The sequence below is a fragment of the Bradyrhizobium sp. Leo114 genome (genome assembly GCF_055229415.2).
The window spans coordinates 1-14,412 of record NZ_JBUYEN020000093.1; the positions used below are offsets into that span (position 1 = coordinate 1).

The 14,412-nt window shown below is 59.9% G+C and carries 14 protein-coding genes and 4 pseudogenes; 10 read left to right on the plus strand and 8 right to left on the minus strand.

Annotated elements, in window-relative coordinates; genetic code table 11:
* From ACZIRK_RS43170 to ACZIRK_RS43185, 4 genes are all read left to right on the plus strand, one after another.
* A partial coding sequence (locus tag ACZIRK_RS43170) for a transposase (protein WP_463702903.1) occupies positions 1-362 on the plus strand: 362 nt, incomplete at its 5' end.
* Between the two features lie 251 nt (positions 363-613).
* Complete coding sequence (locus tag ACZIRK_RS43175) at positions 614-793, plus strand: hypothetical protein (RefSeq protein ID WP_463702904.1); 180 nt, start codon at positions 614-616, stop codon at positions 791-793.
* A gap of 102 nt (positions 794-895) precedes the next feature.
* Complete coding sequence (locus ACZIRK_RS43180) at positions 896-1,480, plus strand: hypothetical protein (protein ID WP_245475082.1); 585 nt, start codon at positions 896-898, stop codon at positions 1,478-1,480.
* Entirely contained in the window at positions 1,378-2,628 is a 1,251-nt protein-coding gene (locus ACZIRK_RS43185; RefSeq protein ID WP_245475081.1) for a prolyl oligopeptidase family serine peptidase, read from the plus strand. The genes ACZIRK_RS43180 and ACZIRK_RS43185 overlap by 103 nt, the downstream gene beginning before the upstream one ends.
* Positions 2,629-2,690: 62 nt before the next feature.
* On the opposite strand, the gene ACZIRK_RS43190 is transcribed toward ACZIRK_RS43185, so the two are convergent.
* Complete coding sequence (locus ACZIRK_RS43190) at positions 2,691-3,599, minus strand: sulfite exporter TauE/SafE family protein (RefSeq protein ID WP_130229969.1); 909 nt, start codon at positions 3,597-3,599, stop codon at positions 2,691-2,693.
* Positions 3,600-4,671: 1,072 nt separating this feature from the next.
* Between ACZIRK_RS43190 and ACZIRK_RS43195 the strand changes: the two are divergent.
* Together ACZIRK_RS43195 and ACZIRK_RS43200 are read left to right on the plus strand one after the other, a co-directional pair.
* Positions 4,672-4,808: pseudogene (locus tag ACZIRK_RS43195) on the plus strand (IS5/IS1182 family transposase); the annotation flags it as partial.
* Positions 4,809-4,840: 32 nt separating this feature from the next.
* Positions 4,841-5,211: pseudogene (locus ACZIRK_RS43200) on the plus strand (hypothetical protein).
* 602 nt (positions 5,212-5,813) lie between these two features.
* On the opposite strand, the gene ACZIRK_RS43205 reads toward ACZIRK_RS43200, so the two are convergent.
* On the minus strand, positions 5,814-6,155 hold the full coding sequence (locus tag ACZIRK_RS43205) for a hypothetical protein (RefSeq protein ID WP_130229967.1): 342 nt from the start codon (positions 6,153-6,155) through the stop codon (positions 5,814-5,816).
* 184 nt (positions 6,156-6,339) lie between these two features.
* On the opposite strand from ACZIRK_RS43205, the gene ACZIRK_RS43210 reads away from it, so the two are divergent.
* Together ACZIRK_RS43210 and ACZIRK_RS43215 are read left to right on the plus strand one after the other, a co-directional pair.
* Positions 6,340-6,483, plus strand: coding sequence for a hypothetical protein (locus ACZIRK_RS43210; RefSeq protein WP_155255601.1), 144 nt, complete (start codon positions 6,340-6,342; stop codon positions 6,481-6,483).
* 42 nt (positions 6,484-6,525) lie between these two features.
* Positions 6,526-6,900 (plus strand): hypothetical protein, encoded by a 375-nt coding sequence (locus ACZIRK_RS43215; RefSeq protein WP_130229965.1) that lies wholly within the window; start codon positions 6,526-6,528, stop codon positions 6,898-6,900.
* Between the two features lie 103 nt (positions 6,901-7,003).
* On the opposite strand, the gene ACZIRK_RS43220 is transcribed toward ACZIRK_RS43215, so the two are convergent.
* Entirely contained in the window at positions 7,004-8,026 is a 1,023-nt protein-coding gene (locus tag ACZIRK_RS43220) for a hypothetical protein (protein WP_245475080.1), read from the minus strand.
* Between the two features lie 550 nt (positions 8,027-8,576).
* Positions 8,577-8,751 (minus strand): annotated as a pseudogene (locus ACZIRK_RS43225) (ATP dependent DNA ligase); the annotation flags it as partial.
* A 20-nt stretch (positions 8,752-8,771) separates the two neighbouring features.
* Here ACZIRK_RS43225 and ACZIRK_RS43230 point away from each other — a divergent pair.
* On the plus strand, positions 8,772-9,197 hold the full coding sequence (locus tag ACZIRK_RS43230; RefSeq protein WP_474419648.1) for a BstA C-terminal domain-containing protein: 426 nt from the start codon (positions 8,772-8,774) through the stop codon (positions 9,195-9,197).
* A gap of 507 nt (positions 9,198-9,704) precedes the next feature.
* Here the strand turns inward: ACZIRK_RS43230 and ACZIRK_RS43235 are convergent.
* The 3 genes from ACZIRK_RS43235 to ACZIRK_RS43245 form a co-directional block, all read right to left on the minus strand.
* On the minus strand, positions 9,705-10,532 hold the full coding sequence (locus ACZIRK_RS43235; RefSeq protein WP_028168738.1) for a citryl-CoA lyase: 828 nt from the start codon (positions 10,530-10,532) through the stop codon (positions 9,705-9,707).
* Positions 10,533-10,597: 65 nt separating this feature from the next.
* The gene (locus ACZIRK_RS43240; protein ID WP_028168737.1) at positions 10,598-11,860 is read right to left on the minus strand and encodes a CaiB/BaiF CoA transferase family protein; all 1,263 of its coding nucleotides are present in this window, start codon (positions 11,858-11,860) and stop codon (positions 10,598-10,600) included.
* Between the two features lie 9 nt (positions 11,861-11,869).
* Complete coding sequence (locus ACZIRK_RS43245) at positions 11,870-12,547, minus strand: type 2 periplasmic-binding domain-containing protein (protein WP_130229959.1); 678 nt, start codon at positions 12,545-12,547, stop codon at positions 11,870-11,872.
* 346 nt (positions 12,548-12,893) lie between these two features.
* Here ACZIRK_RS43245 and ACZIRK_RS43250 point away from each other — a divergent pair, with 346 nt between their 5' ends.
* Positions 12,894-13,583 carry an IclR family transcriptional regulator gene (locus tag ACZIRK_RS43250; protein WP_035692612.1) on the plus strand — a complete coding sequence of 230 codons (690 nt, stop codon included), beginning with the start codon at positions 12,894-12,896 and terminating at the stop codon, positions 13,581-13,583.
* Between the two features lie 580 nt (positions 13,584-14,163).
* On the opposite strand, the pseudogene ACZIRK_RS43255 reads toward ACZIRK_RS43250, so the two are convergent.
* Positions 14,164-14,388 (minus strand): annotated as a pseudogene (locus tag ACZIRK_RS43255) (group II intron reverse transcriptase/maturase); the annotation flags it as partial.
* Positions 14,389-14,412 lie beyond the last annotated feature (24 nt).

Consider the following 14,412-nt stretch of genomic DNA (forward strand, 5'->3'; position numbering starts at 1 on the left):
CCATCAAGGCGCTGGTGCCAGATCCCGGCGGCTTCAAATCCGCTCGTCACTTTGCTGCCTGGCTGGGACTGACGCCACGACAGCATTCGAGTGGGGGCAAGGAGCGGATGGGACGCATCTCGAAGATGGGAAACCCCGAACTTCGGAGCCTCCTCGTTCTTGGGGCGACATCCATCCTGCGAATTGCCCGGAAGGCCGATCGGGCGCGGCCGTGGTTGAGGGCGCTGCTCGCCAGACGTCCGTACAAGGTGGCAGCGGTCGCGCTGGCCAACAAGACAGCGCGAATTGCTTGGGCGCTCTTGAACAAGGGCGGGATTTACCGGTGTCCGGAGACGCTGGCGACGACTACGGCTGCCGCTTGATGCATACAGCAGCTGTCAAAGAGATCTGACCGGCGCAGGCCGGCAGAGGGCAAGGCGCAATAACAGGCGATGAACCCACGGGACGAAATCCCGGCATGAGTGAGGCTGGCGCGACAATGCGCTTCAAGCGCGTCTGATTGATTAGCCCCTTGTGTCGCGGACTTCATCGAGGCCAGCGGTCATGCGCCGCGCTTTACAGGCCGTATACATGACGGCACCGCTCCCATGTGTGAAGTCGACTGAGAAAGCTCTTGCGCCCGCGGGCCGTTCCATACACGATCCGCTGGTCGATCCAGCAAATCCGCCGCATCGCCATGAAGCTCGCCCAGCGGCGCATCCCGCACGCCCGCGTCCTCGCATGGTCGTTCTGGCGCAGGGCTCATCAGGCAACTGCGCGCAAAGCCCATCTCAAGAAAAAATTACAACTGTAATGGTAGGGGAAGAACTGGGTTTTTCGAGGCGGCAGCTGCCTGCCCCCTGAAGGGCGCCTGTGCCTGGCCAAACTATCAGACGGCGGCAAGGACGCGGCGTTCGTGCGCGAGTTCGACCGGAACGCCAAAGCCTTCGTCACGACCGGCTTCGACCTTCCGGAGGGAAAGCAGAACGTCAGCTGGGTCGACGGGGACACGATCCTCATCGCACGAGATTGGGGCCAAGGGACCATGACGAAGGCCGGCTACCCTTTCGTCGTGAAAGAGCTCAAGCGCGCTCAGCCGCTCGTTCAAGCGCGCGAGGTTTTCCGCGGCGAACCGACCGATGCCAGTACGGTGCCATTCGTGCTGCGGGACAGTGAAGGCAAGGTCCATGCGACCGGGGCCATGCGCGCCATCAGCAGGTTCGAGCAGGAGTATGTGCTTTTCGGGCCCAAGGGGCCGATCAAGCTCAACCTGCCAAAGAAGGCGAACATCGGCGGCATCGCCAGTGGCCGCCTGCTTGTGACGCTCAACGAAGACTGGGCGCCATCCGGCGACAGTCGCTTCGCGGCCGGCTCGATGATCTCGTATGACCTGGACGAATGGAAACAGGATCCGCTCAGCGCCAGGCCGTCACTGGTCTTCCAACCAGCGGCTCGGCAGGCGCTCGGCGGCTTCGCGGCCACCAGGAGCCTGTTGATCTGACGATCCTCGACAATGTTCAGGGCAAGGCGTTCGTCTACAAGTACGATCAGGGGACCTGGCGGGCCACCCCGATCCCGCTCCCGGAGAATGCGAGCGTGAGCCTGCAAGCCGCTTCCGATGAAACGGAGGAGGTGATGTTCGCCGTCTCCAACTTCCTCAGGCCGACGTCGCTCTACTACTTCGACGCCGCAAGCCAACGCCTCGAGCCACTGAAGATGGCACCTCCGCAGTTCGACGCGTCCCAGCATATCGTGGAGCAGTTCGAGGCAACTTCGCGCGACGGCACCCGGATTCCCTACTTTCTGGTGCGGCCCCGGAATGCGAGGTTTGATGGGTCGACCCCAACCCTTCTCCATGGCTATGGCGGGTTTCAGAAGCCGCTCCTGCCGTCCTATGCGGGGGTTATGGGGAGGCTCTGGCTCGAGCAGGGCAATGCATATGTCGTCGCGAACCTGCGCGGGGGCGGCGAGTTCGGGCCGCTATGGCACGAGGCTGCCCAGGCGGCAACGAAGCAGCGGACATGGGATGATTTCATCGCCGTTGCAGAGGACCTGATCCGCCGGAACGTCACCTCTCCGCGCCGGCTCGGCGTGGTCGGCGGCAGCCAGGGAGGCCTGCTGGTGAGGACCGCAATCACCCAGCGACCCGACCCCTTCAACGCGGCGATCGTGCAGGTGCCGCTGTTCGACATGCTTCGGTTCACCAAACTGGGCGCCGGCGCCTCCTGGACCGGCGAATATGGCGATCCCGCCATTCCCGAGCAGCGCGAGTGGCTCGAGGCCTACTCGCCCTATCAGAAGCTGGTCCCGGGCAAGACCTACCCGGTCCCCTTCATCCTCACGTCCACCAAGGACGACCGCGTGCATCCGGCGCATGGCCGCAAGGCAGCCGCCAGGCTCACTGCGCTGGGCCAGCCCTATTTCTACTATGAGAATATCGATGGGGGCACAGCGCCGCCGCCAATCTCACTGAACATGCACGCCGCATGGCACTCGAATACACCTATGCATTCGGACGGCTTGTGGATTGAGTCAGGTCCAGGAGCGGACTCGCTAAATCGACAGTTGCAGACGGCAGCCGATCAACATCAGCCCGTTTGGTCGCCGAGATCATCGAGCGGGCCGCGGCGGCGCGCCCGGATCCTTTGAACGGAACGCCAGCCCGTTTGATCGTGTGCATTTCTGTTATGCGGACAGAACACCAGATCCATTCAACTTGAGCTCGCTCTAACCTCGCGCTCGGCGCGCCGCGCTTGTCTCTGAGGTCGCCCAGGGCCGCCGTTATGTGCCGTGAAGAACGTGTATAGCAGGTAAAGATCGATCAGGATCGTTGCCGCCATCACGCCATAGGCCCACGGGCTCTGCATCAGGGCGAGCTCGATTAGCACCCGTGACAGGCCGAAGCCCACGACCCAGGCATCAAAACTCATGCAGATGCGGCGGAAGATCTCCGGATCAAGCCGGCGGATAACATAAGATCCCAGCGGAATGCCGAGCACGACGCTAGGAATAAAGACATAAAGCAGGCTGCCGCTTTCTGAAATGAACAGGCCGAGCTTATAATAGATGAAGGCGGTTACGCTCGATTCCGCCACACGAACCAGGGCTAGTCCGGCGCGAAATTCGTTTTTGACGAGGCCCTGATTGTTGAACAGCATCGCCAAAGGCGGGCCTGAGATGGTCGTCACCGAGTAGAGGACGCCCAGCATCGACCCGAATGGCAGGCCGATTAGCCAGCTTGCCTCGATCCGGCGGCGCCAACCGGCGGCTTGCAGCAGGATCAGGGGCAGAATGATCGTGTAGGTGGCGAATTTGATCCAGCCCGGCTGCAGCGAGGCCAGTGCATAGCCGCCGATCGCAATGCCCGGCAAGAGCCCGAGCAAGATGGGAAATATGCGTTTCCAAACCGCCGGCACGCCCTTCAGATTGATGGAGAGGACGTAGACGTTGACGAAGACCTCGATGATGACGATGGCGGGGTTGAGAATGCGATTGGTGTAGAAAACCAGCGCAAGGGGTACAGTGAGTGACGAAAAGCCGTAGCCGATGGCTCCATTTACAAAGGCCGCAAAAAACGTCGTTGCGGCCAGAAAAAACATAGCGGCATCAAAGGCGGGCATTCAACTTTCCAACTCCGAAGAGCGTCGGATCACGCGTCAGCGGGACCAGACCAACATTGGTCATCAGGCTTGCGGCAGATTCAGATCACTCCCTTAGCACCTCCAGCTGCCTTCATAGTGGCAGCGGTCAAGTGCAAAGGTTCGCCAGTTGCTCCCATTACAGACTTCAGTTGTATAACGGAAGCCGTGCTGTGTTTCCCACTATCTAACTACGACCACTCAGCCAGACGTGCCAGTCTATTTTTTTCGAATGTCAATCAACGGTCTTCGTATGGTGATCTAAAGGCTCATGTTCCTGAGCTTCTCCATCTCCGTCGCTTGCATGAAATTCGGCCCTGCCATTTTGATCGCTGATCGCGATGTTGATTAGAGGCACCTTCTCAAGATAGGCACCAATGTTTTTCTCTAAAGCGAGCAATCGCCCGGGGGCAGCTGGAAGCAGCAGGGCTCAGCCCTCTGGGCAAAGCCGAAGAAAACGTAACGAGGCAACGCCGTCGTAGCAGCCAATGTCCAAAATCACTGGATCTGACTTCTGCAGGAACGAAACAATGTGCTGATGGATCTCCAAGGCGAAAGTGGGCTCACGTGTTTCCATTCAACTTCGTCCCTCGCGCCTCAATGGCACGCAACAGCCTATCAAGTGAGCTTAAGGTTTCGCGACCCCCCGATTGTCAAATGGTCCAGCTTCGACGTCGAAAGTACACACGACTCAACGGGTGGCTCAACTCTACAGAGGTAAACAGGCGATATAGAACCGGTTGCAAAACCTATACCAAGGTTTGTCTACAGACGGCGCGGTATGAGCCACGCGAGACTTGTGACGTACATGCCGATCAGAACGGACACGAGCCTCCGCTGATATTCCCTCTCCACCTCTTTGTCGCAGACAGGACAAAGATCGCCAATTATCTGACCTCGACCAAGCTCAAGTATTCGCCATTCTCATTATCCGTAAATCAATGCTTTGATGGACGACAATCACACGATGGATCGGTCCCACAAATGCATTCTAAGGGGTAGATATGCCGATCTTGATCGTCGTGACCGCCGAGGGTTACAAACCCGGCAGACTCTCTATGAACAACTACATCTGGTGGAGTGCTGCTTCGGTAAGCTCAAACAGTTCCGACGCGTAGCAACCCACGAAAAAACTGCCCGAATTACCGCCCAGTCGTCACTCTCGCAGCTATCGTGCTATGGATGCGATAACTGACCACACGCCCTCAAGCGAGAAACCCTGCATAGAAGAATTCGTCTCGCGCATCGCCACCGATGTCGGCGTCGACCCGGCTCTCGCAGAGAAGGCCGTTGCCATGATGCTGGGTTCCTGCAACGCGAGGGAGCCGACGGCCCCGTGGGGCGTATGATCGAGTCCATTCCCGGCGCTTCGGAATCAGTGACGAAGCATGATGGTGAAGACTCAGAGGGCGGCAGCGTCCTCGGCGGAGCCGGCGTCACCGGTTTCGGCCAGCAATTGATGAATGAGGGTCTCAGCCTAGGAAAGATCGCCGGCCTCGTCAACGAGACGATCGCGTTCGCCGACGAACATGCCGGCGACGAACTCGTGGACGAGGTCCTCAATTCCGTTCCCGGCCTTCCCCAACTCGTTTGATCAGCCGCAGCCGGGACCCGCATGAGGTCGTGCGCCCGCGCCAATCCGTTTGCGCCGGTAGGCATTCTCCGCCGAGTTTTCGTACCGACCTGGCCAGACCATCAACCGTCGGGCGCGCGAAGCGGACGAACGTAGGCGCACTTCATTCGTCTATCTCAAAATCGACGATCGTGGCGACGTACCGCCGTCGTTGGAGGGCTTTCTCAAGCGGCGGGGGCATCACGTCGATATCCAGCTCTCGCTGCTCGGGCCAAAGTTCCTTGTGTAGGAGCACGAATGTGCGCTGACGTCAGCCTTGCCGCTGTGCTTTCTGATCGTGCGACCTCTCGCTGATCTACCGCAGCCCCCTATACCCCCAGGTTGGCTAGACTAAGAGGGAGCAAGGCCCCGGCGCGCCCGTGCCCACGGTCGCGCCGGGGCACAGATCCGAAAAAGTCAAGTGATCAGCAGGTGCTATCGTCAGAGGCGCAAAGGAGAGCCGCAGATGCAGCTCTCGTTGCTGTAAGGGGCTTAGAGAGCGCGGGAACGGAGAGGACGCTGTCCGCCCCAGCGTCTTCCGGCCCCGTTCTCACCGGACCGCAGGCACCGAGACGCTCGTCTGCTCAGCATGGTGAGATCCTGTCCACCACGGCCGATTGACCGCCTTGATGAGACGATCCCACGGAAACGGCGTCTGCTGACGCACCACGTCCAAATGAAATCGCCCTTGTAGGTAAACACCTTCTCGAACTTTGCTCTTGGCAAAATTTGCGACAAGCGGTCGGCGGCGCATTCGCTATATCGAACATCCAGTACCTTTTCTTGTCCGCGTCGACCCGGGCGTTCAGCCAGTTGAACAGCGCCGACAGGATCGACGTCAGCACGCCGAGGATGGCTTCAATCACGGCCGTGCTCCTTTCGGATGGAGCGATGCGGGCGATAACCGTGATGACGGAGCCGCTCATCAGGAAGGAGCCGGCCCACTGCGGATGATCTTTCGGCGCGCAGACGCACCATCGCGGGTAGCGCCCCTTCGGAACGCGGACAACCCGAATGCGCAGATTTGTCAGAAAGAAGACTCGGGGGCCGACCCGTCCTGATGATGATGATCGTCCTCGCGCCGGAACTGATCCATCACAGGCTCGGCTCTTGGGGCGCCCGAGCATCGGCAAGCCCGGCATCGACGGGCAATCCACTTGGGACAAGACCGAGCAGGCGATCTTCACCTCGTTCTTCATCGGAGTGTCGACGGCTGTCGCCGCGGTCGCCGCAATCAAGGCGATCGAGAAATGACCCACGGGTACCCGCGACCGCGTCATTCGTCTGCAAACGAAATTGGAGCACGTCACCGCGCAGCTCTCCAACGTGCAAATCAAGGTCAACGCGATGCATGATCTTCTGATGCGAGCGCGCGGCGTGCGGTGGATGATGCTTGCGATTGCCGCAATGGCGGGCTTCCTCGCTTCCCTCATCACGAAATACCTGCACCTGCCGCTCTCGAACTGCGCCGGTACCACCACGTTCCCAACGGCTCTACGTACCTATGGGAGAAAGCCGGTTGGGAGGCCATTCCCCGGGCTCAAAGCCGAGAGCTTACATCCTCTTTGCCGTGCGACAATCCGCTATTCATGTTGGGCGCAGAAAAATCTGATGCTCCTCCAATGTGGCCGTGTAGTTCACGCCGCCGAGAGGGATTTTGTCGCCGGCTGAGACGCGCTCGGCAGCAGGTTGTGCAAGCTCATCCCTTGCATGAAGTCTTCCGACGCCCATTGGGGGCGGTGCTGGAAATCCAGGGGGAGGTACATTGATAGATTCAGCAGCGGGCCCGGCTAAGCCTACTGATCTGCCGGGCCTGAGCTAGATGCCACTCCCAACTGCGCCGGTTCATCATCCAGTAGTCGCCGAAGCTCCCCCGGTTCAAAAGTGAACTGTTCTGGATCGAAATCTGGACCGACGGAAAATGATGGAGCGGGTTGATTATTCTGCCTCCCTGAATGTCCTGGCGAAGCTCCTGTTCCAGTCGGAGAAGCCCCTCTGGAGAAGGCATAGATTGATCATCCAGATGATCGAGCACTCGCCGAAGCTCCCCCGGAGACATCTGCTCTGGGTCGAACGCGACGTGCTCTTGGACGAAAACCGACGGGGCGGGTTGATCATCCTGCAGTCCCCGAATCCCCTCGGGCCGACTGCCGGCTTCCTGCCACGCGCTGTGCTGCGCAGCGGCCTGGTCGACGCGCCTCGGCTCGATCAGTACAGCGTCTTCAGGATTGATGAGGGCCGCGTTCTGGGGGTGAGGATTGCGCTTTGCGCGGCGGTGTACGATCGGCACGCCTGTCGACCGGAAGGTCCGGAGATGGTCTATTGCCTTAAGGAGGTTCTTGGGATTACCCCTTCCGGTGAACTCGGACACATCACCGCTCAGCGACTTACTCTCGAGCCGAGCAACAATGCTCGGCTTGTTTTTTGCGAAGAGCCAACGGCTAAAGCTACGAAGATAACCTACATACTGCTTGGCCCAGCCTTCGTTCATCCCGCCCTTGATGAGGGCCCCCTCAAGCCCCAAGATAATGGGAGCATCCTCGGAATAAAGAGGCCGCCTGTCCCACCCTATCACAATCCCCGTTGACGGAGCCGGCTGCAGCGCCGAGGCGGCCGGCATTGCTCCACCACCTCCACCTGAATTAGCGATCTCGCTCAGCTGCCGCTCAATGGCAACGCTTTGCGGATTGTTTAGGGTCCTCGGCCTCTTCGCTGGTCTCAACTCGGCTGTGTCATGCTCATCGTTGATGAGGACCTCCTCGCTTGGCAGGAGGTTGCTCCTGGCAAGTGCCCCCATCAACTCGTCCGGGGCTGCTGGCTGTCGCTAGCCACATTGGCAGGGGGGCTACGGCGCGGCCCCCGGTCGGGCATCGCCGTATCGGCCAGGCGCGCCGCTTCAAATTGCTGCTCAAAGGCTTCTTGCTCCGCCGTGTCCGCTTGCTGATCTTCCGTGAGGGCGTGCTGCACCTCTGACGAAGCTGCTACATTGGAGGGGTCAAAATTGTGCGGGTCCACGCTAGCCTCACGTCTACAGATCAGCTGAGCTTCCTACTCGGGCAAGCTGTCGAGAAGCTGACGAGGCCGTGGCCCGTGAAGCAATGCACCCCCCAATCACAAAACGACAATGCCCCGCGGTCCTTGATGGGTCGCCGGGCTTTTTTTGCGTTTAAGGACGCGTCGTCGTCGCGGCTAACAATCCTTTTGGCAGCGCCGGGGACGACGACTCGTCACCGCTCTTATTGCGAAATGGGCACGGCATACCGGCGCCGCCGCAGGTGCACGCATGGGTAGGCTGGTCCGAATGATTTCGCAAACCCACCGGCAGTTATCGCAGCGCGGGCACCATCTCATTGCATGTCCTCCCGCAAGCCTTTGAAGACCGGCTGTCGCACCTTGCCTTTGGCCGATCTGGCGCGGTACTCGATTTCGGCCAGCAGCTTTGGCTCGACCCAAATGCCCCTGGTGCGCGACGCGCTTGGCATAGGGCTGCGTCTTCCGGATCAGCGGCGTCAGCGCTTTCTCGAAGAAGTTCGACAAATGGCATGAGCGCATCGTGCTCAATTTTCAGTCCGCGCCAAAGGGTTTCTTGCACGTCTTCAACGAGGCCCCACCGTGATCTACGAACTGATCATGGCCAGTGCCGATATCGGGAGAAGAACGTCGTTGATATCTCGATCGGACAGCATTGGTCGAAAGACTGCTGCGACGACGACTTGGCGGCGACGAACGGCGAGCGTGGAAAATATCCTCACCACTACCTCGCCAGCCATCCGCAATCGAAGTCGAATCCGCAAGAATCCTTGTGCTACCCTCTCGCCGCGTATCGGGAATGGTTGCAGGATGTCTATATGGAGGGTGGCAAGTTCAGCAACTATCTGCGGGGCAAGGTCTCAAGGGGCAATCTGGCGCCGTCGATCGCTCAACTCACCATTGCCGCGCTTATCCTGGCGCAGATCACCGCACAGTAACAGCGGCGAAAAAGGTCGAGAGAGCCTGCCCGTCATGGGCAGGCTCAGAACACGTCGAGCGAGCGCAGGACTGAGGAGCGATGCACTCGCCATCCGATGCCAGGACGAAGACGTGGCCCAGCTATGCACGAGTTACGAACAGCGTCTGGCGTCCATTGCCAGCACGACCGGACCACTCGTTCCGAAGAATGACTAAACCTGCCGATCTTACAGCACCATCTTTCATCAGGGGCACGCCCAGACGTTGTTGGACGCGAGAATGCGGCCAGGCCATTCCGCCAAGCGTTATTGACGATCGAGGACCAGGAGCCACCGGGTGCAAGCCTGACGATGCGGCCAAGGAAATGTTGACTAGATAGAGATTTCCCTACGCCTCGAACCACGGCCCTCGATGAAGCAGTCAGCCGGCTTGTCTCCACGGTTGACGTCCGCGCAATCCGAACCGACGCAATTGGCGGTGGCCGAAAAGACGCGCGTTTCGATGAGCTCGGCAGTCCTTATGGTACATCATGGCGCTTGCTTTAGGCTGCGCCTTGGCTGCCCCTCGTATTTGTAGGCGAACTGCTTGGGCATCGGGCCTTTGTTGCGGTCCTTGCGTCCGGTCTGCTCCCATGCATGGGCCAGAATCCCTACCGCCCGTGACAAGCAGAAAATGCCGCGGGCCAGGGGTGCAGCAAAGGCCAGCTCCCCGTAGATGACTGCGGTGGCTCCATCGATGTTCAGCGGGATGAGCTTGCCTTTGCGCTCGCGCATAACGCGCTCGATCGCGCGCGCAGCGCTGGCGTAGCGACCGTTGACGGCACCTTCACTGATCGCAGCATCGACTAGCGCGAGTAGCGGTTCAGCGCGCGGGTCGACGGGATGAAAGCGGTGACCGAAGCCCGGCAGATATTTGCTGCGCGCGGCGGTGAAATGGTCGATCACCTCCGCGGCAGCCTCATCGAGGTCCTTGGTCTCGCTGCGTCGCAGGACCTCGTCATAGAGCTCGATCGCCTGCTCCCCCGCTCCGCCATGCACACCGTCCAGCGTGTTGATTGCGGATGCCATCGCGCCATTGAGCGGCAGCCCGCAACTCACAGCCATCTGCGCGATGGCGATGGAAGGTGCATGTGGGCCATGATCCACCGATGCAACCAGGGCAGCCTCAAAGAGCCGCTCCTGTGCCGGTGTGGGTAGCTCGCCACGCAGCATCAACCAGATCATCGCGGGGAACGAAATATGACCAATCAATTCCTCGATCGTGTATCCGCGATAGGCGATCCGCCCGGGGGCGATGTCGCATATAGAGCTCCGCCACCAATGGGCGGCCTGCTCTCGCAGCTCCGTTTCGCTCATCCCTGTTTTCCAATCCCGTTAGCCTATGCCCGGCAGTGGTTTGCTTGCGCGCAACTGCCTGGTCGTCACGCTGCTCCATCTGTTGCCGGGCGGACCCGCGGAAAATGAGCTCCTCCTTGACATGACGTTCCGGCGGCACCGCTTGCGATAAGGTGCTCAATTTCCGGATCTGTATAACCGAGTCGAGCCAGCCATCGCTCCGTGTCCGCACCGAGCGACGGGGGGAGCGCGGGGGCAGGAAACGCCTCATCCAGCCGAAAACCAGGGCGCGTAATGCGTAATGGCGGTTCGCCAGCCCTATCGAGCGGCAGCGTCTCGACAAATCCGCGCTCCAGCACCTGCCGCTCACGCAAAACTTGCGGGACGGTCAGCACACAGCCGGCAGGGACGCCGGCGGCATTCAACAGCGCCTCCCATTCCTCCGCAGACCTGCAGCTCAACGCCACGTTCAGCTCATCGTTAAGCGCTCCGCGGTTCAGTTTACGTGCTTCCCGCTTCGCGAAGCGCGGATCCGTCTTCAAATCCGGCCGGCCGATCAGATCGCAAAGTGTCCGGTACTGCTTCTGCTCGTTGGCGGCGATATTCAGCGGTCCGGTCGCGGTGCAGAACGTGCCGGAGGGTGCGGCCGTGAAATTTTCGTTCCCCATCGGCCGCGGCTCGACTCCGCCATTCAGGTGATTGGAAACCACCCATCCCATAGCCGCGATGGTCGCCTCGAGCAGCGACACGTCGATGAAGCGGCCCCTGCCCGTTCGCTGCTGCTCGACGAGCGCCGCGGCGATAGCAAAGGCGGCCGTTAGCCCGGCGATGGTATCGGAGATCGGGAAGCCAGTCCGCAGCGGAGCCGTGGCTGCATCACCGGTAACACTCATCGCGCCGGAAAGGCCCTGGACGATCTGGTCGTAGGCCGGGCGGGCGGACCAAGGACCGTTTTGCCCAAAGCCTGAGATTGCACAATAGATGAGGCGCGGGTTGCGCCTGGACAACGCGTCGAAACCGAGACCAAGCCGCTCCATGACCTTTGGCCGGAAGTTTTCGACAAGGACGTCGGCCTCGGACACCAGCCCGACAAACGCTTCGCTTCCCGCTTCAGACTTCAGATTGAGCGCCACCGACTGCTTACCGGCGTTGACGCTGACGAAGGAGAGGCCCTGAAGGCGCTCTGCCCTTTCCGGATCGGCGCCAAGGCGCCGCGCGAGATCGCCTCCATTGGGGTTTTCGACCTTGATAACCTCCGCGCCGAGGCGCGAGAGATGGTAGCCGCAGAATGGGCCTGCCAATACGTTTGACAGGTCGAGGACACGGATGCCGGTGAGCGGCAGGGACATGACGAAGCCTTACTTTGTGGTATCTTCGGCGCCCGCCGTTGTTAGTTCAACCGCTGGGCCGCACGCCAGCGAGGCGATCGGTGAAGGTTTTGCTTGCCGCGGTGATCCTGGGTAGAAACCGCTCAATACAGCCGGGGGTACCTTGGGCGGTTGGGCGTCCATTAGGCTGGCCCGGGAAAACGGCGCCTTGGACGCTTTCAGGATCTCGATGTTCACCTCGCGATCAGTTTCGTACTGTGCCGGGACTGCGCCACGAACTGCTCCGTTGATACAGAGTTGACCCAGCGGTGGCTCTTCAGCAGGGCATTGACCAAGCGCTGCGCGGTTTCGGGATTTTTGTCGATGAAGATTGCGGCAGGTAGCGACAGGCGCTAGACGGATCCCGCCAAAGGCAGTCTTGGCGCCTTCGACGGTGCGCGCATCGAACAGCGAATTGGCCCCAATCTTCCTCGAGAGCAGGGTCGCAATGCGATCGAAATAGACCAGCGCGTCGACTTTTTTGGGGTCGAGTGCCACCACGTCCGGCGCATCGCTCCCGACCGCGATGATGTTGACGTCGCGCGGTCCCAATCCCGGCATCTTGATGCAATGGCGCGCCATTCTGCCCGTCCAGGAACCAGGAGCCGTGATGCCGAGCTTCGGGCCGTCTAGGTCGGAGCCGCTCTTCATATTGGCATATGGCGGCAAGATCGCTGCGCACCCCGAGAAGAACGCCGAGTATGTGGTGCGGCAGGAAGACGAACGAGATCTCGTTCCCCTGCGTGCATCTGGATCAGGTGATCATACACCCCCGACGCCATGCGCCGAGCCACCAATCAGTCTCAGCGGATCATCACCTCGCGCAAGTCACGGCCAGCCTTGGCTACCCCTTCCATTGTTTCGCGTCTCAGAACTTCCGTTACGTGCAAAACCGATACTCTTAGTTAGAAGAAGAGTCAAACTATTCTGGCTTGCAGAACCGCCTCAATGCTTCTGAAATAGGGTTCACCCCCTAGCTCTGATAGTTGTTCTATAGTGCAGAACCGGAGCAGAAATGAGCAAGACAGGAGTTGACGCGGTCAGCAGAGCGCTCGCAATCCTGAAAAGTTTCAACGCGGAGCGTACTGCGATGACACTGACGCAGATCGCGGAGACGGCGGACCTTTACAAGAGCACAGTGCTGCGACTGGCCTCTTCGTTGGAGGCTGACGGCTTTCTCGTCCGCGGCGCGGACCGGTTGTTTCGACCAGGACCGGAGTTGTGGCGCCTTGGGGTGCTTTATCAGCGCGGCCTTGATCTTGGCCAAATCATCCGGCCATCGCTTCGTCGACTGGTCGAGGCAACTGGGGAAACTGCATCCTTTTATGTTGCAGACAAGGACGAACGTATCTGTCTTTACCGCGTCAATTCTCCACGTTCAGTTCGACATCATCTCGAAGAAGGTCAGCGATTGCCCATTGATCGCGGAGCCGCCGGGCGAATTCTCACTGTATTCCGCGAGCCAGCGAACGCCGAAGGGAAGAAAATCCGCGACCGAGGCTTTTATGTTTCGATCGGAGAGCGGGACCCGGAGGTCGCCGCGGCGGCCGTGCCGTTGATCGACGTACACGGCGAACTGAGGGGCGCCCTTTCAGTGTCGGCGATCAGGACTCGCTTCAATGCCGGTGCGCGCAAGGCGGCAATCGATGCTCTCAAATCGGAAGCCAAGGCGTTAGCGGGGTTGCTGCCTGCGAGCGAACGCTGATCAGTCCAGGACGCCCGCTTTGTGCCGTTTGCGAAGAATTCGACGCGGCTTCGGGGTGGCAGTGTGATGGGGCCTCGTGAGGCAATGAGGCTACTTCCCGGCTATTCCGTGGACAGAGCGCCGCGTTGAAGGATCGAGTACAGAGATGACGGACGCGAACGACACGATGCGCCCGCGATGCTTCGCAAATGGCCCTCCATAAAAAATGAGCGTCGTGCAGACAAAAGTACATATCTGTCGGCGGAAGGCACACTGGACGACTGCATACGAGAGTTTATGACCAAGCGTGAGGCCACACGTCATCTTTACCAAATCCACACCGCGCCACAGCCTCCGCTCATACCGGACGTCTTGTCAGCCGATCACATCACGGAACTTGCCAGATTGCGAAGTTTCCTCTGATCGGGATGTTGTTGCGGCGCCTGTGGCCAAGTGAAGATCAGCCTCAAAATCAGTGAGTCTCAGATCAAGAGTCCTCTTCGACCTCCCTTCCAAGGACAAGGGCACGCTGTGCTCAGCATCGATAATTGGTTGCTGGGCGATAACGCCGAGCTCTCCGTCTGCAGATCAACCGTGCGTGGCCTCCGCTCTTCTTCGGAATGGAGACGGCACAAACAGGTGGCGGGAAGTAGGCGCCTGAGCTCATTCGATTCCAAATCTTGTAGAGGTTACTCTTCAAGTCGGATTCAAATTCCTCAATCATCACTCCGTCGACACCGGCTGCGCCACCATTAGATCGCACCTGCAGATACGCTTCGTACACCTTTCTTTTGTCGATGTTGAACGGTTTGCTTGGCTGGTTCACCGCCGTCCTCCTGTTGCCAGTTGC

Bases quoted from the DNA above. Each gene is read 5' to 3' on its own strand.
- ACZIRK_RS43185 (WP_245475081.1), top strand. From the start codon at position 1,378: ATGGAAACAGGATCCGCTCAGCGCCAGGCCGTCACTGGTCTTCCAACC.
- ACZIRK_RS43190 (WP_130229969.1), bottom strand. From the start codon at position 3,599: ATGCCCGCCTTTGATGCCGCTATGTTTTTTCTGGCCGCAACGACGTTT.
- ACZIRK_RS43205 (WP_130229967.1), bottom strand. From the start codon at position 6,155: ATGAGCGGCTCCGTCATCACGGTTATCGCCCGCATCGCTCCATCCGAA.
- ACZIRK_RS43220 (WP_245475080.1), bottom strand. From the start codon at position 8,026: ATGGGGGCACTTGCCAGGAGCAACCTCCTGCCAAGCGAGGAGGTCCTC.
- ACZIRK_RS43230 (WP_474419648.1), top strand. From the start codon at position 8,772: ATGAGCGCATCGTGCTCAATTTTCAGTCCGCGCCAAAGGGTTTCTTGC.
- ACZIRK_RS43235 (WP_028168738.1), bottom strand. From the start codon at position 10,532: ATGAGCGAAACGGAGCTGCGAGAGCAGGCCGCCCATTGGTGGCGGAGC.
- ACZIRK_RS43240 (WP_028168737.1), bottom strand. From the start codon at position 11,860: ATGTCCCTGCCGCTCACCGGCATCCGTGTCCTCGACCTGTCAAACGTA.
- ACZIRK_RS43250 (WP_035692612.1), top strand. From the start codon at position 12,894: ATGAGCAAGACAGGAGTTGACGCGGTCAGCAGAGCGCTCGCAATCCTG.